The sequence below is a fragment of the Kosakonia oryzendophytica genome (assembly GCF_027886705.1).
Lineage (GTDB): Bacteria > Pseudomonadota > Gammaproteobacteria > Enterobacterales > Enterobacteriaceae > Kosakonia > Kosakonia oryzendophytica.
Window position 1 is genome coordinate 4,159,933 of the sequence record NZ_CP115659.1, and the last position, 21,385, is coordinate 4,181,317.

Genomic DNA, 21,385 nt, shown 5'->3' on the forward strand with positions numbered 1-21,385 from the left:
CTGTTCTCTGGTCTGAAGATGAAAAATGAACCCCTTTGCACTGCCCCTTGCCCTATCGCCCGCAGTCTGGGCCGTATTGGCGACAGTTGGAGCATCATTATCTTGCGCGACGCATTTTCCGGTTTTACCCGCTTTGATGAGTTTCAAAAAAGCACCAATGTCGCACCGAATATTCTCTCCCGTCGCCTGAAAGAGCTGGTTGAAGACGGCCTGCTGGAAAAGGTGTGTTACAGCAACACTCCGCCGCGTTATGAATACCATCTGACCGAGCGCGGTCGCGATTTTCGCCCGGTATTGCTGGCACTGGCGCAATGGGGCAACCGTTACTTCTCCCCGGAAGGACCGCAGATTCAACTCGTTGAGAATGCAACTCAGCGTCCGGTGGAAGCCATCATGGTTGATAAAACCACTGGAGATCCCATTACACCGGAAAAATACACGCTGGTTCCCGGTCCCGCTGCTTCGCCGGTTATTCACTATCGCCATGGTTATTTGCAACGCAAACGCGCGGGTGATACAGGGCAAAAATTTTTACCGCAGCAGCATATGGGTGACCATCATGACCCAGAGAAGTAAGAAAAAAGCGCTAATGCTTTTGTTCATTACCACAGCATTACTGGCAACTGCAGGTTATGGCGCTTACTGGTGGCATAGCGGGCGTTTTATGCAATCCACAGATGATGCCTATGTCGGCGGCGACATCAGCGCCATTTCCACGAAAGTCTCCGGTTATATCCAGCACATTGCTGTACAGGACAATATGGCGGTCAGGAAAGGCGACCTGCTGGTACAACTTGACGATCGTGATTACCAGGCTGCACTGGCAAAAGCGCTTGGCGAAGTGGCCGCCCAACAGGCAGCGCTGGCAGATGTGGCAGCCTCCCGGCAATTACAACTGGCGGCAATAGAAGGAGCCACTGCATCGCTGGCAGCCGCACGGGCGGCAACAGAAAAATCCGCCAACGATAACCGGCGCTATGGCGCGCTGGTCATGTCCAGCGCAGTCTCTGCCCAGGTACGGGAAAATGCAGCGGCGGATTATCGACAGGCACAGGCGCAAGAGAGTAAAGCCCTGGCTGACCAGAGGGTGGCAGAGCGCCAGTTGAGCGTGCTGGATGCGCGCGAGAAACAGACGCAGGCCGCGTTGATGCAGGCACAAGCCAGTCTCGATATGGCACGACTAAACCTCAGTTATACCGAGATCCGTGCGCCGTTTGATGGTGTGGTGGGTAACCGACGGGCATGGTCAGGATCGTATGTTAATAGCGGCACCCAGTTGCTTTCTCTCGTACCGGCACACGGCTTGTGGATCGATGCCAATTTTAAAGAGAGTCAACTGGCGCACATGCTTCCCGGGCAAAGAGCGACTGTTGTTGCAGATGTATTGCCAGGTCATACCTTTAGCGGGCGCGTCACCAGCGTCTCCCCGGCGACAGGATCGCGCTTTAGTATTCTTCCCGCTGAAAATGCCACGGGCAATTTCACCAAGATCGTCCAGCGGGTTCCCGTGCGTATCGCACTGGATGGTGAAGCCGCCACGCTCGATGTGCTGCGGCCGGGTTTATCGGTGATTGTCACCGTTGATGAAAAGAGCACGCAATGAGTGTCAGCGTTGCCTTGCACCGGCAGCATGAAATGCCGTTATCAGCCAGTAAGAAGGTGTTTGCCTTTGCCACAATGTGCATCGGAATGTTTATCGCGCTTATCGATATCCAGATCGTTTCCGCCTCTTTACGGGATATCGGTGGCGGGCTTTCATCTGGCGACGATGAAACTGTCTGGGTACAGACCAGTTACCTGATAGCCGAGATCATCATCATTCCTCTCTCAGGCTGGCTGGCAAAAGTGATGTCCACTCGCTGGTTATTTGCCGCTTCAGCGGCGGGGTTTACCGTGATGAGCGTGCTATGTGGGTGGGCGTGGAACATTCAGAGCATGATTGTTTTTCGGGGCCTGCAAGGGCTGGCGGGCGGGTCGATGATCCCATTAGTCTTCACCACCGCTTTTGCTTTTTTCCAGGGCAAGCAACGAGTGATCGCCGCCGCAACTATTGGTGGACTGGCTTCGCTTGCACCGACGCTTGGCCCGACAGTAGGCGGCTGGATCACAGAAAACTTCAACTGGCACTGGTTATTCTTCGTCAATATCGTGCCGGGTATTTACATTACCTTTGCGGTGCCGCTACTGGTCAACATCGACACGCCCGATCCCTCGTTATTGCGCGGTGCGGATTACCTCAGCATCGTGTTGTTGGCGGTTTCCCTTGGCAACCTGGAGTACACGCTGGAGGAAGGCCCGCGCTGGGGCTGGTTTGATGACAATACCCTGGCGTTGACCGGCTGGATCGCCCTGTTGTGCGGCATCGCGTTTGTTGTGCGGACGTTACGTCATCCCCAGCCGGTTATGGATCTGCGTGCACTGCAAGACCGAACATTTACCCTTGGCTGTTACTTCTCGTTTATGGCAGGTGTTGGCATCTTTGCTACGATCTATTTAACGCCGCTGTTTTTGGGTACGGTACGCGGTTTCAGCGCACTGGAAATTGGTCTGGCCGTTTTCTCGACAGGCTTGTTTCAGGTGCTTTCTATTCCCTTATATGCATGGCTGGCTAACCGCATCGATCTACGCTGGTTGTTGATGGTCGGGTTGCTGGGTTTTGCCGCCTCGATGTACAGCTTCATCCCAATAACTCATGATTGGGGTGCAAAAGAATTACTGTTACCACAGGCTTTTAGAGGCATTTCTCAACAGTTTGCCGTTGCGCCAACCGTCACGCTAACCCTCGGCAGCCTTCCGCCTGCACGTCTGAAACTGGCGTCCGGGTTGTTTAATTTGATGCGCAATCTGGGCGGCGCCATTGGTATTGCCTTGTGCGGAACAGTGCTCAATGACCGTACCAATTTGCACTATAGTCGTCTTGCCGATCATCTGAATAATACCAATCTTTCACTGACTGATTTTCTTCAGGGAAGTATCACAAGGCTGATGGAGATGGGTATTTATCCCGGCCTTGCCGACAGCACAGCGCTGAAAAATCTTTCAGCACTTACATTGCGTGAAGCCCGAACAGAAGCGTTCTCGGATACGTTTTATTTAATCATGGCTGGTTTTTTGATTGCCGCGCTGCTTGTGCCATTCATGAAAAAGCCACAGGCGTAGTAATAACTAAGGAGAATTGAGTATGAGCGTTTCGCAAAAACGCATCGTTGTGACGGGAATGGGCATAGTCAGCCCACTGGGGTGTGGCGTGTCGCATGTCTGGCAATCTCTGCTACAGGGAACATCGGGGATTTCTCGTCTGCCTGACGATATCGTTGATGATATTCCCTGCAAAGTCGCGGGCCAGGTCCCTTCTGTCGAACACGATCCGCAGCATGGTTTCGATCCTCTGTCGGTTATTCCCGCAAAAGAGCGCAAAAAGATGGATCGCTTTATCGAGTTTGCGTTGGTTGCCGCCCATGAGGCGCTAACCCAGGCTGGGTGGTTTCCCGAAGATCAAACGGAAAAGGATCGCACTGCCACGGTGATTGCGACCGGTATTGGTGGATTTAACGAGATTGCCAATGCGGTACAGATCACGGATTCACGCGGACCTCGCCGCCTCTCTCCATTTACCATTCCCTCTTTTCTGGCTAATTTGGCAGCAGGACATGTCTCTATTGCGCATGGCTTTCGCGGTCCCATTGGCGCGCCTGTTACAGCCTGTGCCGCAGGCGCACAGGCAATAGGTGATGCTGCACGGATGATCCGTAGCGGTGAAGCAGATATCGCATTATGTGGTGGCAGTGAGGCGGCCATTCATCGGGTTAGCCTCGCGGGATTTGCCGCTGCCAGAGCGCTTTCCAGCGGATTTAATGACTTTCCGGCAACCGCATCCCGGCCTTTTGATCGCGATCGTGATGGTTTTGTGATGGGAGAGGGCGCTGGATTATTGGTCATTGAATCGCTGGAGCATGCGCAGGCGCGTGGAGCAACACCGCTGGCTGAGTTGGTGGGATATGGAACCAGCGCGGATGCTTATCATCTGACCGCCGGCCCCGAAGACGGGAATGGAGCACGCCGGGCAATGGAAGCCGCGATCCGTCAGGCAGGCATCACAGCAGAAGATATCCAGCATATCAATGCACATGCAACGTCAACACAGGTAGGGGACAAAGGTGAGCTGGCCGCCATCAAAAGCGTTTTTGGCTCAACCCCAGTGGCAGTAACGTCAACAAAATCTGCAACAGGTCACCTGCTCGGCGCAGCCGGCGGGATCGAGGCGATTTTTACCATTCAGGCTTTACGTGAACAGATTGCTCCACCAACACTAAATCTACACACCCCTGATGATGAAGCGGATGGCGTTAATCTGGTGGCGCTGAAAGCGCGTCCACTCAGCATGCGCTACGCGTTATCGAATGGTTTTGGGTTCGGTGGTGTCAATGCCAGTTTGTTGTTGAAGCGCTGGGAGTGATTGATAAAAGGGCTTAATTACCCTTTTATTTTATAAGTCACAGACGAAAAAAAACCGTACCTCGCAAGAGATACGGTTCTTAAAATGAGTGGCGGAACGGACGGGACTCGAACCCGCGACCCCCTGCGTGACAGGCAGGTATTCTAACCGACTGAACTACCGCTCCACCGAATTTGTCACTTTACCGGTTTTCACACCGGTTTACTGCTTAATTTGATGCCTGGCAGTTCCCTACTCTCGCATGGGGAGACCCCACACTACCATCGGCGCTACGGCGTTTCACTTCTGAGTTCGGCATGGGGTCAGGTGGGACCACCGCGCTAGTGCCGCCAGGCAAATTCTGTCATCAACACACCTTCCGGTCTGTCAATCTAATCTGTATCAGGCTGATTATTGCGTCTCTTCCGCCAAAACATCTTCGGCGTTGTAAGGTTAAGCCTCACGGTTCATTAGTACCGGTTAGCTCAACGCATCGCTGCGCTTACACACCCGGCCTATCAACGTCGTCGTCTTCAACGTTCCTTCAGGAGACTCAAAGTCTCAGGGAGAACTCATCTCGGGGCAAGTTTCGTGCTTAGATGCTTTCAGCACTTATCTCTTCCGCATTTAGCTACCGGGCAGTGCCATTGGCATGACAACCCGAACACCAGTGATGCGTCCACTCCGGTCCTCTCGTACTAGGAGCAGCCCCCCTCAATTCTCCAGCGCCCACGGCAGATAGGGACCGAACTGTCTCACGACGTTCTAAACCCAGCTCGCGTACCACTTTAAATGGCGAACAGCCATACCCTTGGGACCTACTTCAGCCCCAGGATGTGATGAGCCGACATCGAGGTGCCAAACACCGCCGTCGATATGAACTCTTGGGCGGTATCAGCCTGTTATCCCCGGAGTACCTTTTATCCGTTGAGCGATGGCCCTTCCATTCAGAACCACCGGATCACTATGACCTGCTTTCGCACCTGCTCGCGCCGTCACGCTCGCAGTCAAGCCAGCTTATGCCATTGCACTAACCTCCTGATGTCCGACCAGGATTAGCTGACCTTCGTGCTCCTCCGTTACGCTTTAGGAGGAGACCGCCCCAGTCAAACTACCCACCAGACACTGTCCGCAACCCGGTTCACGGGTCCACGTTAGAACATCAAACATTAAAGGGTGGTATTTCAAGGTTGGCTCCACGCAGACTGGCGTCCACGCTTCAAAGCCTCCCACCTATCCTACACATCAAGGCTCAATGTTCAGTGTCAAGCTATAGTAAAGGTTCACGGGGTCTTTCCGTCTTGCCGCGGGTACACTGCATCTTCACAGCGAGTTCAATTTCACTGAGTCTCGGGTGGAGACAGCCTGGCCATCATTACGCCATTCGTGCAGGTCGGAACTTACCCGACAAGGAATTTCGCTACCTTAGGACCGTTATAGTTACGGCCGCCGTTTACCGGGGCTTCGATCAAGAGCTTCTCCTTACGGATAACCCCATCAATTAACCTTCCGGCACCGGGCAGGCGTCACACCGTATACGTCCACTTTCGTGTTTGCACAGTGCTGTGTTTTTAATAAACAGTTGCAGCCAGCTGGTATCTTCGACTGATTTCAGCTCCACGGGTAAACCGCTTCACCTACATATCAGCGTGCCTTCTCCCGAAGTTACGGCACCATTTTGCCTAGTTCCTTCACCCGAGTTCTCTCAAGCGCCTTGGTATTCTCTACCTGACCACCTGTGTCGGTTTGGGGTACGATTTCGTGTTACCTGATGCTTAGAGGCTTTTCCTGGAAGCAGGGCATTTGTCACTTCAGCACCGTAGTGCCTCGTCATCACGCCTCAGTGTTAAAGTGAACCGGATTTACCTGGAACACACACCTGCACGCTTAAACCGGGACAACCGTCGCCCGGATGACATAGCCTTCTCCGTCCCCCCTTCGCAGTAACACCAAGTACAGGAATATTAACCTGTTTCCCATCGACTACGCCTTTCGGCCTCGCCTTAGGGGTCGACTCACCCTGCCCCGATTAACGTTGGACAGGAACCCTTGGTCTTCCGGCGAGCGGGCTTTTCACCCGCTTTATCGTTACTTATGTCAGCATTCGCACTTCTGATACCTCCAGCATGCCTCACAGCACACCTTCGCAGGCTTACAGAACGCTCCCCTACCCAACAACACATTCGTGTCGCTGCCGCAGCTTCGGTGCATGGTTTAGCCCCGTTACATCTTCCGCGCAGGCCGACTCGACCAGTGAGCTATTACGCTTTCTTTAAATGATGGCTGCTTCTAAGCCAACATCCTGGCTGTCTGGGCCTTCCCACATCGTTTCCCACTTAACCATGACTTTGGGACCTTAGCTGGCGGTCTGGGTTGTTTCCCTCTTCACGACGGACGTTAGCACCCGCCGTGTGTCTCCCGTGATAACATTCTCCGGTATTCGCAGTTTGCATCGGGTTGGTAAGCCGGGATGGCCCCCTAGCCGAAACAGTGCTCTACCCCCGGAGATGAATTCACGAGGCGCTACCTAAATAGCTTTCGGGGAGAACCAGCTATCTCCCGGTTTGATTGGCCTTTCACCCCCAGCCACAAGTCATCCGCTAATTTTTCAACATTAGTCGGTTCGGTCCTCCAGTTAGTGTTACCCAACCTTCAACCTGCCCATGGCTAGATCACCGGGTTTCGGGTCTATACCCTGCAACTTAACGCCCAGTTAAGACTCGGTTTCCCTTCGGCTCCCCTATTCGGTTAACCTTGCTACAGAATATAAGTCGCTGACCCATTATACAAAAGGTACGCAGTCACACCCCAGAGGGTGCTCCCACTGCTTGTACGTACACGGTTTCAGGTTCTTTTTCACTCCCCTCGCCGGGGTTCTTTTCGCCTTTCCCTCACGGTACTGGTTCACTATCGGTCAGTCAGGAGTATTTAGCCTTGGAGGATGGTCCCCCCATATTCAGACAGGATACCACGTGTCCCGCCCTACTCATCGAGCTCACAACCTGTGCGTTTTTGTGTACGGGGCTGTCACCCTGTATCGCGCGACTTTCCAGACGCTTCCACTAACACACAAGCTGATTCTGGCTCTGGGCTCCTCCCCGTTCGCTCGCCGCTACTGGGGGAATCTCGGTTGATTTCTTTTCCTCGGGGTACTTAGATGTTTCAGTTCCCCCGGTTCGCCTCATTAACCTATGGATTCAGTTAATGATAGTGTGACGAATCACACTGGGTTTCCCCATTCGGACATCGCCGGCTATAACGGTTCATATCACCTTACCGGCGCTTTTCGCAGATTAGCACGTCCTTCATCGCCTCTGACTGCCAGGGCATCCACCGTGTACGCTTGGTCGCTTAACCTCACAACCCGAAGATGTTTCGTGAAACATCCTCAGTTGCGAAAATTTGAGAGACTCGCAGAACAGTTCGCACTGTTCTGTGTTTCAATTTTCAGCTTGATCCAGATTTTTAAAGAGCAAAACTTCGCAGTACACACAGAATGTGCACTCTGAAGTTTTTTTTGAGCCGGACAGTAAAGGATGGTGGAGCTATGCGGGATCGAACCGCAGACCTCCTGCGTGCAAAGCAGGCGCTCTCCCAGCTGAGCTATAGCCCCATCGTGGTCTCTGTAACCTTAATTTCAGCTGAGACAAGGCGGGGTGACACGAAGCATACTGAAGTATGTGAGTGTCGCCGCAACGCAGTATCAGCTGAAATTTGGTAGGCCTGAGTGGACTTGAACCACCGACCTCACCCTTATCAGGGGTGCGCTCTAACCACCTGAGCTACAAGCCTGCAGAGATTCTTTACTGCTCGTTTTTCATCAGACAATCTGTGTGAGCACTGCAAAGGCAGGTTCTTTAAGGTAAGGAGGTGATCCAACCGCAGGTTCCCCTACGGTTACCTTGTTACGACTTCACCCCAGTCATGAATCACAAAGTGGTAAGCGCCCTCCCGAAGGTTAAGCTACCTACTTCTTTTGCAACCCACTCCCATGGTGTGACGGGCGGTGTGTACAAGGCCCGGGAACGTATTCACCGTGGCATTCTGATCCACGATTACTAGCGATTCCGACTTCATGGAGTCGAGTTGCAGACTCCAATCCGGACTACGACGCACTTTATGAGGTCCGCTTGCTCTCGCGAGGTCGCTTCTCTTTGTATGCGCCATTGTAGCACGTGTGTAGCCCTGGTCGTAAGGGCCATGATGACTTGACGTCATCCCCACCTTCCTCCAGTTTATCACTGGCAGTCTCCTTTGAGTTCCCGGCCGGACCGCTGGCAACAAAGGATAAGGGTTGCGCTCGTTGCGGGACTTAACCCAACATTTCACAACACGAGCTGACGACAGCCATGCAGCACCTGTCTCACAGTTCCCGAAGGCACCAAGGCATCTCTGCCAAGTTCTGTGGATGTCAAGACCAGGTAAGGTTCTTCGCGTTGCATCGAATTAAACCACATGCTCCACCGCTTGTGCGGGCCCCCGTCAATTCATTTGAGTTTTAACCTTGCGGCCGTACTCCCCAGGCGGTCGATTTAACGCGTTAGCTCCGGAAGCCACGCCTCAAGGGCACAACCTCCAAATCGACATCGTTTACAGCGTGGACTACCAGGGTATCTAATCCTGTTTGCTCCCCACGCTTTCGCACCTGAGCGTCAGTCTTCGTCCAGGAGGCCGCCTTCGCCACCGGTATTCCTCCAGATCTCTACGCATTTCACCGCTACACCTGGAATTCTACCTCCCTCTACGAGACTCCAGCCTGCCAGTTTCGAATGCAGTTCCCAGGTTGAGCCCGGGGATTTCACATCCGACTTGACAGACCGCCTGCGTGCGCTTTACGCCCAGTAATTCCGATTAACGCTTGCACCCTCCGTATTACCGCGGCTGCTGGCACGGAGTTAGCCGGTGCTTCTTCTGCGGGTAACGTCAATTGCTGTGGTTATTAACCACAACACCTTCCTCCCCGCTGAAAGTACTTTACAACCCGAAGGCCTTCTTCATACACGCGGCATGGCTGCATCAGGCTTGCGCCCATTGTGCAATATTCCCCACTGCTGCCTCCCGTAGGAGTCTGGACCGTGTCTCAGTTCCAGTGTGGCTGGTCATCCTCTCAGACCAGCTAGGGATCGTCGCCTAGGTGAGCCGTTACCCCACCTACTAGCTAATCCCATCTGGGCACATCTGATGGCAAGAGGCCCGAAGGTCCCCCTCTTTGGTCTTGCGACGTTATGCGGTATTAGCTACCGTTTCCAGTAGTTATCCCCCTCCATCAGGCAGTTTCCCAGACATTACTCACCCGTCCGCCACTCGTCACCCGAGGAGCAAGCTCCTCTGTGCTACCGTTCGACTTGCATGTGTTAGGCCTGCCGCCAGCGTTCAATCTGAGCCATGATCAAACTCTTCAATTTAAAAGTTTGATGCTCATCGAATTAAACTTCGTAATGAATTACGTGTTCACTCGTGAGACTTGGTATTCATTTAGCGTCCGTGGACGTCAAGAATCCATGTCACTTTGAGTGCCCACACAGATTGTCTGATAAATTGTTAAAGAGCAGTTATGACGCGCTCTGGAGCGCTGTCACGAGGTGGCGTATATTACGCTTTCCTCTTTCAGAGTCAACCCTGAATTTCAGGATTTTTCTCTTTCGACTTACCGTCGCTGCGAGTTGTTGTTCGCTGAGCGCCGTGTCGATGGAGGCGCATTATAGGGAGCCGGAGAGGAATGACAAGCGGAAAAATGCATTTTTATTTCAACCGCTCATCTTTTCATCACAACGGTTATTTTTGGTGCTTTTTGATAGCAGCAGGCAGCTCTGCCAGGCTATTAATCACCCAATCTGCACTGTTTTCCGCTTCCGGCGTCACAGGCTTGCCGGTCCGCACCAGAACTTTCGTTCCGACCTGAGCCGCAGTCGCCGCCTGCATATCTTCAATTTTATCACCCACCATATAAGAAGCAGCCATATCGATATGCAGGTAATCGCGCGCCGAGATAAGCATCCCCGGCTGCGGCTTACGGCAATCACATTCCTGACGGAACTCTTCTACACTACCTTGCGGATGATGCGGACAATAATAGATACCATCCAAATCAACACCCCGGTCAGCCAACGACCAGTCCATCCATTCCGTCAGTGTTTCGAATTGTTCTTCGGTGAATTTACCGCGCGCAATGCCAGACTGGTTCGTGACCAGCACCAGGGCAAATCCCATTTCTTTTAATTCGCGCATGGCGTCAATGACACCATCAATAAATTCGAAGTTATCGATCTCATGGACATAGCCGTGATCGACATTAATCGTGCCGTCACGATCGAGGAAAATAGCGGGTACTGACTTTGCCACGGGTTTACTCCTGAAAAAGGCCTATATGCCTAGTATCTCATGTTTCGCTACGCAGGAAAGTGCTCATCGCGCAGAGCGACATTGATTTAGACGTCTGGATGCCTTACCATCCGCTGTGTTTACGGGCATCCCCCGTAACCGGCAGAAGAAAATGCCACGGCTCACTCCTATACGATAAAAATAATCTGATGATTAAACTTTCGAATATCACCAAAGTGTTCCAGCAGGGGAACCGCACAATTCAGGCACTGAAAGATGTCAGCCTGCATGTTCCTGCTGGCCAAATTTATGGCGTTATTGGCGCCTCAGGCGCCGGTAAAAGTACGCTGATCCGCTGCGTCAATCTGCTTGAACGCCCAACGCAAGGCAGCGTGCTGGTTGATGGCCAGGAATTGACACAACTTTCCGAAGCGGAATTAACCAAAGCCCGCCGCCAGATTGGCATGATCTTCCAGCACTTTAATCTACTCGCCTCCCGCACCGTATTCGGCAATGTGGCCTTACCGCTGGAGCTGGATAACACTCCGCGTGAAGAGATCCATCGCCGGGTGAAAGAGCTGCTTGAGCTGGTGGGTTTAGGCGATAAGCATGATAGCTATCCGGCAAACCTGTCCGGTGGGCAAAAACAACGTGTCGCCATCGCGCGTGCGCTGGCCAGCAACCCAAAAGTACTGCTGTGCGACGAAGCCACCAGCGCGCTGGATCCCGCAACCACCCGCTCTATTCTTGAGTTACTGAAAGACATTAACCGCCGTCTGGGCCTGACCATCCTGCTTATCACGCATGAAATGGATGTGGTAAAACGCATTTGCGACTGCGTCGCGGTGATAAGCAATGGTGAACTGATTGAACAGGATACGGTGAGCGAGGTCTTCTCACACCCGAAAACGCCGCTGGCACAGCAATTTATTCAGTCCACATTGCATCTGGATATCCCGGAAGATTACCTGCAGCGCTTACAAGCCGAACCACATAAAGATAGCGTGCCAATGCTGCGTATGGAATTTACCGGCCAATCAGTGGATGCGCCACTGCTGTCGGAAACAGCGCGCCGCTTCAATGTGAACAACAATATCATCAGCGCGCAGATGGATTACGCAGGCGGCGTGAAGTTCGGCATTATGCTGACAGAGATGCACGGCGCTCAACAAGATACGCAAGCAGCCATCGCCTGGCTGCAGGAACACCATGTAAAAGTAGAGGTACTCGGTTATGTCTGAGGCAATGATGTGGCTCTTTGCCCGCAGCATCTGGGAAACGTTGTTTATGACCTTTGCTTCAGGCTTTTTGGGGTTTGTCGTTGGTCTGCCGTTTGGTGTGCTGCTGTACGTCACCCGTCCAGGTCAGATTATGCAAAATCCGGGGCTCTATCGGGTGATTTCAGCGCTGGTTAACGTGTTTCGCTCCATTCCGTTTATCATTTTACTGGTATGGATGATTCCCTTTACCCGCATTATTGTCGGCACTTCTATTGGTTTGTATGCGGTAATTGTTCCACTAACAGTAGGTGCCGCGCCGTTTATTGCCCGTATGGTGGAAAACACCCTGCTTGAGCTGCCGGCAGGCTTAATTGAGGCTTCCCGCGCGATGGGGGCCACGCCGATGCAAATTATCCGTAAGGTACTGCTGCCAGAAGCGTTACCGGGCCTGATCAACGCCGCGACCATTACGCTTATCACGCTGGTGGGTTATTCCGCAATGGGCGGGGCCGTGGGCGCAGGCGGTCTGGGCCAATTGGGTATCCAATATGGCTATGTGACCTACAATCCATTAGTGATGAATACCGTACTGATATTGCTCGTGGTTTTGGTTTACCTCATTCAGTTCGCGGGCGATCGTATCGTCCGGGCTGTAACGCACAAATAACGTGACACACAACATAACGACTCTGATAGTAAGGAAAATAACATGGCTTTTAAATTCAAGACCTTTGCGGCAGTCGGCGCGCTGCTTGGATCTCTGGCGCTGGTCGGCTGCGGCCAGGATGAAAAGGATCCGAATCACATTAAAGTCGGTGTGATTGTAGGCGCTGAACAGCAGGTTGCAGAAGTGGCGCAGAAAGTCGCCAAAGAGAAATATGGTCTCGATGTTGAACTGGTAACCTTTAATGACTACGTTCTGCCGAACGAAGCACTGAGCAAAGGTGATATCGATGCCAACGCATTCCAGCATAAACCGTATCTGGATCAGCAGATCAAAGATCGCGGTTTTAAACTGGTTCCGGTCGGCAACACCTTCGTTTACCCGATTGCAGGCTACTCCAAAAAAATCAAATCACTCTCTGAGTTGCAGGACGGCTCTCAGGTAGCGGTGCCGAACGATCCGACTAACCTGGGCCGTTCTCTGCTGCTGTTGCAGAAGCAGGGTCTGCTCAAACTGAAAGACGGTATTGGTCTGCTGCCGACCGTACTGGACATCACTGAGAACCCGAAAAACCTGAAAATTGTTGAACTGGAAGCACCACAGCTGCCACGTTCACTGGATGATGCGCAAATCGCGCTGGCAGTCATTAACACCACCTATGCCAGCCAGATCGGCCTGACCCCGGCAAAAGACGGTATCTTCGTTGAAGATAAAGACTCCCCGTACGTAAACCTGATCGTCGCCCGCGAAGACAATAAGGACGCGGAAAATGTGAAGAAATTCGTCCAGGCATACCAGTCTGACGAAGTGAATGAAGCGGCAAACAAAGTCTTCAACGGCGGCGCTGTGAAAGGCTGGTAATCTCCTCTGTCTGTAATATCATTCAAGGCGGGCGAAAGCCCGTCTTGTCATTTGTGCACGCGCCTGATTCAATAAGCCGCGTTTAGAACATTTCATTGAGGATATATTATGCGTGCTTTACCGATCTGTTTATTAGCACTGATGCTAAGCGGCTGTTCCTTGCTAAGCAGATCTCCCGCCGAACCTGTAAAAAGCACTGCAGTCGCACCGAAAGCCGAGCCGGAAAAGCCGAAAGTCGTTCGTCCCACGCCGGTACGGATTATCACCAACGCTGAAGAGTTAGTCGGAAAACCGTTCCGTGATCTGGGAGAAGTCTCCGGTGACTCCTGCCAGGCAAGCAACCAGGACTCTCCGCCGAATATCCCGACTGCGCGCAAACGCATGCAAATCAACGCGTCAAAAATGAAAGCCAACGCCGTTCTGCTGCATAGCTGTGAAGTCACCAGCGGCACTCCGGGTTGCTACCGTCAGGCCATTTGCGTCGGTTCCGCCCTCAATATTTCGGCGAAATGAGTAGCTTTGCTTTTGAACAAATAGGCGTTATTCGTTCGCCGTACAAAGAGAAGTTTGCCGTGCCGCGCCAGCCTGGTCTGGTGAAACAAGGTGGCGGCGAACTTCACTTACTTCCCCCCTATAATCAGGCCGAAGCCGTACGCGGCCTGGAAGCATTCAGTCATCTATGGGTTCTTTTCGTTTTTCATCAAACGATGGAAGGCGGCTGGCGCCCGACCGTGCGCCCTCCGCGCCTCGGCGGCAATGCACGCATGGGCGTGTTTGCCACCCGCTCCACTTTCCGCCCTAACCCGATTGGCATGTCGCTGGTTGAACTCAACGGTATTCGTTGCCATAAAGATCAGGTTATCTTGCAACTGGGCAGTCTGGATCTGGTCGATGGCACGCCGGTCGTGGATATCAAACCGTACCTGCCATTTGCCGAAGCGCTGCCCAATGCGCAAGCCAGCTACGCGCAACAGGCTCCGACCGCAGATATTCCGGTCTTTTTCACGGCGGAAATTGAGGCGCAACTGGCAACGCGTTACCCGCAGTTAAAAGCCTTTTTGGTTGACGTTCTGGCGCAGGATCCGCGACCGGCTTACCGTAAAGATGAAGAGCAGGGGAAAACCTATGCTGTCTGGCTGCTGGATTTTAACGTGCGCTGGCGCGTAACCGATGCGGGATTCGAAGTGTTTGCACTCGAAGCACGCTAATTTTATTCCCCTCTCTTTTGGCATCTCTGCCAGGCTGATAAACTAAACCACTTTTTTGTGTCAGGTCCGCTCCGGGCCTGCTCCAATTGTCCAAATGGAACCGTAACAAGATGCGTACTAGCCAATATCTGCTCTCCACCCTGAAGGAGACGCCTGCCGACGCCGAAGTCATCAGCCACCAGCTGATGCTGCGCGCCGGGATGATCCGCAAACTGGCCTCCGGGTTGTATACCTGGCTGCCGACCGGTGTGCGTGTTCTGAAAAAAGTCGAAAACATCGTGCGTGAAGAGATGAATAACGCCGGTGCGATTGAGGTGTCGATGCCAGTCGTGCAGCCAGCGGATCTGTGGCAGGAAAGCGGTCGTTGGGAGCAATATGGTCCGGAACTGCTGCGTTTTGTCGATCGCGGCGAACGTCCGTTTGTGCTCGGTCCGACCCACGAAGAAGTGATCACGGACTTGATCCGCAATGAACTGAACTCTTACAAGCAGCTCCCGCTGAACTTCTTCCAGATCCAGACCAAGTTCCGTGACGAAGTGCGCCCGCGCTTTGGCGTGATGCGCTCCCGCGAGTTCCTGATGAAAGATGCTTACTCTTTCCATACTTCTCAGGAATCCCTGCAGGAAACGTACGATGCAATGTACGCTGCTTACAGCAAAATTTTCAGCCGTATGGATCTGGATTTCCGCGCAGTGCAAGCGGACACCGGTTCAATTGGCGGTAGCGCATCGCACGAATTCCAGGTACTGGCGCAAAGTGGTGAAGACGATGTGATCTTCTCTGACTCCTCTGATTTTGCCGCTAACATTGAGTTTGCTGAAGCGCTGGCACCGAAAGAGCCGCGCGCCGCCGCGACGCAGGAAATGACGCTGGTTGATACGCCGAATGCAAAAACCATCGCCGAGCTGGTGGAACAGTTCAATCTGCCAATTGAGAAAACCGTTAAAACGCTGCTGGTGAAAGCCACGGAAGAGAGCGGTTCTGCGCTGGTTGCGCTGTTAATACGCGGCGATCACGAACTGAACGAAGTCAAAGCCGAGAAGTTACCGCAGGTTGCTGCGCCGTTGACCTTCGCCACCGAAGCGGAAATCCGTGCGGTCGTCAATGCAGGCCCTGGCTCTCTCGGCCCGGTCAATATGCCGATTCCGGTGATCATTGACCGTACCGTTGCGGCCATGAGCGATTTCTCCGCCGGTGCGAATATCGATGGTAAGCACTACTTCGGCATTAACTGGGATCGCGATGTGGCCACCCCGGTTGTTGCAGATATCCGCAACGTGGTTGCCGGCGATCCAAGCCCGGATGGCAAAGGTACGCTGCTGATCAAACGCGGTATCGAAGTCGGTCATATTTTCCAACTGGGCACCAAATACTCCCAGGCACTGAACGCTGCGGTGCAGGGCGAAGATGGCCGTAACCAGATCCTGACCATGGGGTGCTATGGTATCGGTGTTACCCGCGTGGTTGCCGCAGCGATTGAGCAGAACCATGACGAGCGCGGTATCGTCTGGCCGGATGCGATTGCCCCGTTCCAGGTCGCTATTCTGCCGATGAATATGCACAAATCCTACCGTGTACAGGAACTGGCGGAAAAACTGTACGCTGAGCTGCGCGCGCAGGGTATTGAAGTGCTGATGGATGACCGTAAAGAGCGTCCGGGTGTCATGTTTGCCGACATGGAACTGATCGGTATTCCTCACACCATCGTGATTGGCGATCGCAACCTCGACAACGACGACATTGAATACAAATATCGTCGCAGCGGTGAGAAGCAGCTGATCAAAACCGGTGATATCCTGGACTACCTGGTTAACGCCATCAAAGGCTAAGCGCCACAACAGTAAAAGACCACCTTCTTAGAAGGTGGCTTTTGAGAATGCCCCCTGTAAGGGGGGCTATTGTCACTTTCCGCTTACTACTCTAGCAATTCCATTTGCTGTTCATGTATTTGTTCCGTTTTCTCCTGATGCCTCACATATCGTCTGATAATTTCCTCGTTCACACCGACAGTATCTACAAAGTAGCCACGTGACCAAAAGTGGTTGCCCCATAGCTTCTTTCTTATGTGTGGGAAACGATTGTAGAGTCTGATTGCGCTGCGACCTTTCAGATGCCCCATTAGAGTTGATATCGAGATTTTCGGCGGGACTATTACGACCAGATGTACATGATCTGGCTGAACATTTAGCTCCAGAACCTCACAATCCTTTATTCCGCAGAGAATGTAGATTGTCCTGTAAAGTTCCTTGCCCAACTTATCTTTCAGGATTCTGAAACGGTACTTAGGCGTCCAGACTATGTGGTATTTACAACGCCAATATACATGTGATGAACTCCTGTAAAGCCCCATGTCGGTTTGTCTCCTTTTACTTGTGGTGAGTAAGCAGAGATATTCCGGCATGGGCATTCTTCAGGCTATAGCCTTACAGGATCAATCACCACCTCCCCAGGAGGTGGTTTAGGGGTGACAACAAAAAGCCCCTGACGGGGCTTTTTTATTGCGGCTAACACAACGCAGGATTAGTCGTCACAGTTCTTTTTCGCGTCAAACTTGCCTTTGCTGTTTGTCACCAGTACCTTCTGCGGCGCGCCAGTATCCGGGTTCGGCTCCACGGCAAAATGCCCGTCCACCACCAGCAAAATGGGTTTGGTCTCTGTGCCGCGCGCTGCGGCATAATCACGTTCAAGCTGCGCATTGCTGGCAACGGCCACTTTCATACCCGTGGCACAATCGGTAAAGACGGCGGTATCGGCCATGTACATATACATACCTCGCATCGCCATTGGCGTAGCAGGCAGTGCGGCTTTCACCGGTTGGAGAGTGTAGTTAAGCTGTGAGGTTATTGGATTGCCTTCTCTGTCCAGCATCTCCAGCGCTTCGCCTTTAGCACGGAAATAGGTTTTCTCACCGTGTGTATCGGTCAGAATAAGTTTATCCGCCGTGCGCGCCCATTTGCCGTACGAACCGAAAACGGATGGCGCTTTTCCGCCCTGATAGCGCTGGTTCATCACCCAGCTACCGTCTTTGGCCAGAAACAGAGACGCTTCAATGCCTTCACAATCCGCGCAGGGCAACACGCCGCGCCAACTCTGCTGCATCGGTTTCAGTTCTTCAACCTGCGTGGGCTGCACCATTTCAACATCGCCGCGGTTATTGCATCCGATGAGGGCGAAAAGCAATCCTCCCACCACCGCCGACAAAATCGCCTTATTCACTCGTTATTCCTTATGAATCGTTCTGTTGAAGTCCGTCAGCCATCATGACGACGAACCTTTCCACGTAGCGCTTTCACGGAAGACTTTTGCGCTTTCGTCGTGAGTCGACGCTCTTTCGAGGCGCGCGTCGGACGCGTAGCACGACGACTCTTCTGCACCACCGTCAATTCTTTTATTAACGCCACCAGGCGGGCGATCGCCGCTTCGCGATTCATCTCCTGGCTGCGGTACTCCTGCGCTTTTATCACTATCCAGCCTTCGCTGCTAATCAGATGGTGCGAAGCATCAAGTAAACGTGCTTTGTAATACTCTGGCAGGCTGGAGGCCCGAATGTCAAAACGCAAGTGAATGGCCGTTGAACTCTTGTTAACATGCTGGCCACCCGCCCCCTGCGAGCGAACTGCGGTGATCTCCAGTTCGTCCTCGGCAATAGCAACCGCACGGGAAATCTCAATCATTACGACTGCTGCCAGGATTCAAGGTGGATCTCAAGGTTCTGACTGTCGTCGGAAAGCCAGATAGCGCCATCCTGCAACGTTGCCTGTAAATTCATGGTGCGATCGTCGGCAAAGCCACTCAGCCCGGCCAGTTGCGCATCATCAAGATACCAGATGCTCAGGTTGCTGAACGTCGCGCAGCGCGTCTGATTTTGCTGCCACCAAATTTGCGCCGCGCGTGAATTATAGGTAAATAACGCCACCTCTTTTGCCTGGGTACAGGCTTTCTTCAGCCGCTTTTCGTCCGGCAGGCCCAACTCGATCCACAGATCAATACCCAGATAGTCATTGCGCAGCCAGGCTTCCGGCTCATCTTCTGCGCTCAGCCCGCGAGTAAAGTGCAAACGCTCATCGGCATACTTTATCCAGGCCAGCAGACGCAGCATCATGCGCTCTTGTGTCTCGGAAGGATGGCGTGCCAGCGTCAATGAGGCATCTAAAAATTGGTTACGATCGAGATCGGCAACGTTGACCATTGCTTTATAAATTGTCGCTTTTAGCGCCATAACACCACTCCTTCATAAAATGGTCGCTATTGTAACGAATCCCGGCATAAAGCGCTGTTATCTCTTGGGCGTGCAGGTATTCATCACTCTGATAATGATTAACAAGCTGTGGTATAGTCACCTTGCTAAACAGAGTGTATGTTCGTAGGCTTAGTGTTATCTCACAGTAAAGTCAGGTTGCTGACAGGAGGTGATGTGAACAATTATTGTGAGTTAGTGCGTAAACGCTATGCAGAAATTGCCAGCGGAGATCTCGGGTATATCCCGGACGCGCTGGGATGCGTATTGAAAGTGCTAAATGAAATGGCGTCGGATGACACCCTTTCAGAGTCGGTCAGGGAAAAGGCGGCGTACGCTGCCGCGAACTTACTGGTGAGCGATTATGTCAATGAATGATGCCTATCAACCCATCAACTGTGATGACTATGACAACCTTGAGCTCGCCTGCCAGCATCATCTGTTACTGGCGCTGGAACTGAAAGACGGCGAGAAGCTCAGTGCCAAAGCCAACGATTTAGTCTCACGTAAAAATGTGGAGTATCTGGTGGTCGACGTGGCGGGCACCGCGCGCGAACTGCGTCTCGACAAAATTGCCAGCTTCAGCCATCCCGAAATCGGCACCGTTGTGGTGAGCGAGTCCTGATTGTTTTGCGGGCAGCGCATGTTGCCCGTTATCTTTGCTTCCACACCAGCTGCACGCCGTTCTGACCCGCTTCTTTGATACCCGCTTGTGTTACAAACACCTCTGCCGCCGCTATCAATGTTTCACCATAGAACAGCAGCGGCGTGGTATCGCGGCGCCAGGGGGGAACGCCAAGCTCCTGCCAAATCTTCTTCAGCTTGCGCCCACCGCTACGCCCGACAATGTGCAGTAACCCTGAAGCCTGGAAACGTACCGACACAGCTTCATGCGCCTGCGGTGCACGTAATTCACCGCCAGCCAGCAATGACAGCGTCCCCAGATCCGCCGGTAAGATCAGTGGTTCAGTCACGCAGGCCCACGCAAGCTGTGTCCCTCGCTGGCTAATACGCCGTTTGTTCCACCATAAGTTGCCGTGATAACGGCGAACGTCATATTCTCCCAGCCGCAGCGCGGGCTCAGCATCATCACGGGCTAATGCCACTTCCTGCCATAAACGGTGAAGCATCGCCCGCGAGGGCATCGCGGCTCCCTGCTGCGCCAACCAGCGACGCAGCAACGCATTACGTCTTACCTCACTGAGATCCAGCAATGAGGCAATATTCAGTGCGCCTTCGGCAGTGGTCGCCATCGCCAGTTCGCTGGCCAGCAGTTCGTCCAGCAGTTGTTCCTGCTCTCCACACAGCGCAGCGCTACGCGCTGTGGCCGAGGCGAAATGCGGCCAGCGGGCGGTCAGTAAGGGCAAAATCTGTAAGCGTAAAAAATTACGATCAAAGCTGGCATCGGCATTACTTTCATCTTCGATCCAGCATAAATCATGTGCCAGCGCCCACTGATGCAGCGCCTGTCGCGTGTGATTGAGAAGCGGGCGAATAAGCTGTGTTCCGGCAAACGGCAAACTTTCCGGCATTGCGGCAAGCCCGGCGGGCCCACTACCGCGTTTTAGCGCCAGTAAAAACGTTTCACACTGATCGTCTAAATGCTGGGCAGTCAGCAGGACTTCTCCGGCTTGCAACGTCTGGCGAAAGGCCTGATAACGCGCATTACGCGCTTGTGCCTCAATACCTTCGCCATTATTCACCAGCGTCACGCGCACTATCGTTAACGGGATTTGCCAACGCGCGCACACCTGCTCACAGTGCTGCGCCCAATGGTCGGCATGGGAACTCAAACCGTGATGCACATGGACAGCGCGCAGACGGATATCTGGCTGTTGTTCACGCAAGCACCACAGCGTGTGCAGCAATACGGTCGAATCCAACCCACCACTAAATGCCACCAGAAACTGGCGCGCGGTGGTTGGCATCGAATCGAAAAGGGGTGTGGTCATTGCAGTTATCAAAACGGAAACCTTGCCCGGCACGTTACCGGGCAATGCTTTGTGTGGCAAGTATTACTGCTGGTAAAGCTCCAGCGGCAGGCCATCAGGATCGTTAAAGAAGGTAAACCGTTTATCGGTATACGGGTCAATACGGATCGCTTCACACGTTACGCCATGCGCCTGAAGGTGCGCCACTGCCTGATCAATATCTTCGACGCTAAACGCCAGATGGCGCAAGCCGCAGGCTTCAGGGCGGCTGGGACGATGGGGTGGAAAGGGAAACGAAAACAGCTCAATCACATAATGCCCGTTCAGCGCGAGATCGCCTTTCCAGGAATCGCGGGCTTCCCGGTAGACTTCGCTTTGCAGCGTAAAACCGAGAATATCGCAGTAGAAGGCTTTGCTTTTGGCATAGTCCGTGGCAATGATAGCAATGTGATGAACCTGTTTTAAACCCAGCATGATCGCTCCTTTTTATTCCTCCCAGCACGTTAAC

Annotated in this window: 19 protein-coding genes, 3 tRNA genes and 3 rRNA genes; 12 read left to right on the forward strand and 13 right to left on the reverse strand. The window is 53.0% G+C overall.

Going from position 1 to position 21,385, the window contains the following annotated elements; translation table 11 throughout:
• The first annotated feature begins 18 nt into the window (after window positions 1-18).
• The 4 genes from O9K67_RS20120 to fabF are packed head-to-tail and all read left to right on the forward strand — an operon-like array spanning window position 19 to window position 4,456.
• The gene (locus O9K67_RS20120) at window positions 19-576 is read left to right on the forward strand and encodes a winged helix-turn-helix transcriptional regulator (RefSeq protein ID WP_061497511.1); all 558 of its coding nucleotides are present in this window, start codon (window positions 19-21) and stop codon (window positions 574-576) included.
• A complete protein-coding gene (locus tag O9K67_RS20125) occupies window positions 560-1,603 on the forward strand; it encodes an HlyD family secretion protein (protein ID WP_061497513.1) in 1,044 nt (347 codons plus the stop codon). The genes O9K67_RS20120 and O9K67_RS20125 overlap by 17 nt, the downstream gene beginning before the upstream one ends.
• A complete protein-coding gene (locus O9K67_RS20130) occupies window positions 1,600-3,159 on the forward strand; it encodes a DHA2 family efflux MFS transporter permease subunit (protein WP_061497515.1) in 1,560 nt (519 codons plus the stop codon). Before O9K67_RS20125 ends, O9K67_RS20130 begins: the two co-directional genes overlap by 4 nt.
• A 22-nt stretch (window positions 3,160-3,181) precedes the next feature.
• Window positions 3,182-4,456 carry a beta-ketoacyl-ACP synthase II gene (fabF, locus tag O9K67_RS20135; RefSeq protein ID WP_061497517.1) on the forward strand — a complete coding sequence of 425 codons (1,275 nt, stop codon included), beginning with the start codon at window positions 3,182-3,184 and terminating at the stop codon, window positions 4,454-4,456.
• Window positions 4,457-4,545: 89 nt separating this feature from the next.
• Here the strand turns inward: fabF and O9K67_RS20140 are convergent.
• The 7 genes from O9K67_RS20140 to gmhB all read right to left on the reverse strand — a co-directional run bounded on the left by O9K67_RS20140 (window position 4,546) and on the right by gmhB (window position 10,777).
• A tRNA-Asp gene (locus O9K67_RS20140) sits at window positions 4,546-4,622 on the reverse strand.
• Between the two features lie 52 nt (window positions 4,623-4,674).
• Window positions 4,675-4,790, reverse strand: a 5S ribosomal RNA gene (rrf, locus tag O9K67_RS20145).
• 94 nt (window positions 4,791-4,884) lie between these two features.
• Window positions 4,885-7,792, reverse strand: a 23S ribosomal RNA gene (locus O9K67_RS20150).
• Between the two features lie 180 nt (window positions 7,793-7,972).
• Window positions 7,973-8,048: transfer RNA gene (locus O9K67_RS20155), tRNA-Ala, on the reverse strand.
• Between the two features lie 102 nt (window positions 8,049-8,150).
• Window positions 8,151-8,227 (reverse strand) — tRNA-Ile (locus O9K67_RS20160).
• Window positions 8,228-8,298: 71 nt separating this feature from the next.
• A 16S ribosomal RNA gene (locus tag O9K67_RS20165) occupies window positions 8,299-9,840 on the reverse strand.
• Together the 16S, 23S and 5S rRNA genes with 3 tRNA genes alongside form the textbook arrangement of a ribosomal RNA operon.
• 370 nt (window positions 9,841-10,210) lie before the next feature.
• Window positions 10,211-10,777: a D-glycero-beta-D-manno-heptose 1,7-bisphosphate 7-phosphatase gene (gmhB, locus tag O9K67_RS20170; protein WP_061497519.1), complete on the reverse strand. Its 567-nt coding sequence runs from the start codon at window positions 10,775-10,777 to the stop codon at window positions 10,211-10,213.
• Between the two features lie 188 nt (window positions 10,778-10,965).
• Here gmhB and metN point away from each other — a divergent pair, with 188 nt between their 5' ends.
• The 6 genes from metN (at window position 10,966) to proS (ending at window position 16,538) form a co-directional block, all read left to right on the forward strand.
• Window positions 10,966-11,997, forward strand: a complete 1,032-nt coding sequence (gene metN, locus O9K67_RS20175; RefSeq protein WP_061500169.1) for a methionine ABC transporter ATP-binding protein MetN — start codon at window positions 10,966-10,968, stop codon at window positions 11,995-11,997.
• Window positions 11,990-12,643: a methionine ABC transporter permease MetI gene (locus O9K67_RS20180; protein WP_061497521.1), complete on the forward strand. Its 654-nt coding sequence runs from the start codon at window positions 11,990-11,992 to the stop codon at window positions 12,641-12,643. The genes metN and O9K67_RS20180 overlap by 8 nt, the downstream gene beginning before the upstream one ends.
• Before the next feature lie 42 nt (window positions 12,644-12,685).
• Window positions 12,686-13,501: a methionine ABC transporter substrate-binding lipoprotein MetQ gene (gene metQ, locus O9K67_RS20185; protein ID WP_061497523.1), complete on the forward strand. Its 816-nt coding sequence runs from the start codon at window positions 12,686-12,688 to the stop codon at window positions 13,499-13,501.
• 108 nt (window positions 13,502-13,609) lie between these two features.
• Entirely contained in the window at window positions 13,610-14,014 is a 405-nt protein-coding gene (rcsF, locus tag O9K67_RS20190) for an Rcs stress response system protein RcsF (RefSeq protein ID WP_061497525.1), read from the forward strand.
• Complete coding sequence (gene tsaA / locus O9K67_RS20195) at window positions 14,011-14,709, forward strand: tRNA (N6-threonylcarbamoyladenosine(37)-N6)-methyltransferase TrmO (RefSeq protein WP_061497527.1); 699 nt, start codon at window positions 14,011-14,013, stop codon at window positions 14,707-14,709. The genes rcsF and tsaA overlap by 4 nt, the downstream gene beginning before the upstream one ends.
• Window positions 14,710-14,819: 110 nt before the next feature.
• Window positions 14,820-16,538 (forward strand): proline--tRNA ligase, encoded by a 1,719-nt coding sequence (gene proS, locus O9K67_RS20200; protein WP_061497529.1) that lies wholly within the window; start codon window positions 14,820-14,822, stop codon window positions 16,536-16,538.
• Between the two features lie 86 nt (window positions 16,539-16,624).
• Here proS and tnpA read toward each other — a convergent pair whose 3' ends face one another.
• The 4 genes from tnpA to O9K67_RS20220 form a co-directional block, all read right to left on the reverse strand.
• Complete coding sequence (gene tnpA, locus O9K67_RS20205; RefSeq protein WP_007369221.1) at window positions 16,625-17,059, reverse strand: IS200/IS605 family transposase; 435 nt, start codon at window positions 17,057-17,059, stop codon at window positions 16,625-16,627.
• Window positions 17,060-17,229: 170 nt separating this feature from the next.
• Window positions 17,230-17,925, reverse strand: coding sequence for an envelope stress response activation lipoprotein NlpE (nlpE, locus tag O9K67_RS20210; protein ID WP_061497531.1), 696 nt, complete (start codon window positions 17,923-17,925; stop codon window positions 17,230-17,232).
• A gap of 35 nt (window positions 17,926-17,960) precedes the next feature.
• Window positions 17,961-18,383 carry an alternative ribosome rescue aminoacyl-tRNA hydrolase ArfB gene (arfB, locus tag O9K67_RS20215; RefSeq protein WP_061497533.1) on the reverse strand — a complete coding sequence of 141 codons (423 nt, stop codon included), beginning with the start codon at window positions 18,381-18,383 and terminating at the stop codon, window positions 17,961-17,963.
• On the reverse strand, window positions 18,383-18,928 hold the full coding sequence (locus O9K67_RS20220) for a YaeQ family protein (protein ID WP_061497535.1): 546 nt from the start codon (window positions 18,926-18,928) through the stop codon (window positions 18,383-18,385). Before O9K67_RS20220 ends, arfB begins: the two co-directional genes overlap by 1 nt.
• A gap of 195 nt (window positions 18,929-19,123) precedes the next feature.
• Between O9K67_RS20220 and O9K67_RS20225 the strand changes: the two genes are divergently transcribed.
• Both O9K67_RS20225 and rof read left to right on the forward strand, forming a co-directional pair.
• Complete coding sequence (locus O9K67_RS20225) at window positions 19,124-19,324, forward strand: YaeP family protein (protein ID WP_007373244.1); 201 nt, start codon at window positions 19,124-19,126, stop codon at window positions 19,322-19,324.
• Window positions 19,311-19,571, forward strand: coding sequence for a Rho-binding antiterminator (gene rof / locus O9K67_RS20230; protein WP_061497537.1), 261 nt, complete (start codon window positions 19,311-19,313; stop codon window positions 19,569-19,571). The genes O9K67_RS20225 and rof overlap by 14 nt, the downstream gene beginning before the upstream one ends.
• Window positions 19,572-19,599: 28 nt before the next feature.
• Here rof and tilS read toward each other — a convergent pair whose 3' ends face one another.
• Together tilS and O9K67_RS20240 are read right to left on the reverse strand one after the other, a co-directional pair.
• Window positions 19,600-20,898 carry a tRNA lysidine(34) synthetase TilS gene (tilS, locus tag O9K67_RS20235; RefSeq protein WP_061497539.1) on the reverse strand — a complete coding sequence of 433 codons (1,299 nt, stop codon included), beginning with the start codon at window positions 20,896-20,898 and terminating at the stop codon, window positions 19,600-19,602.
• Window positions 20,899-20,961: 63 nt separating this feature from the next.
• Window positions 20,962-21,351 carry a VOC family protein gene (locus tag O9K67_RS20240; protein ID WP_061497541.1) on the reverse strand — a complete coding sequence of 130 codons (390 nt, stop codon included), beginning with the start codon at window positions 21,349-21,351 and terminating at the stop codon, window positions 20,962-20,964.
• Window positions 21,352-21,385: the final 34 nt, after the last annotated feature.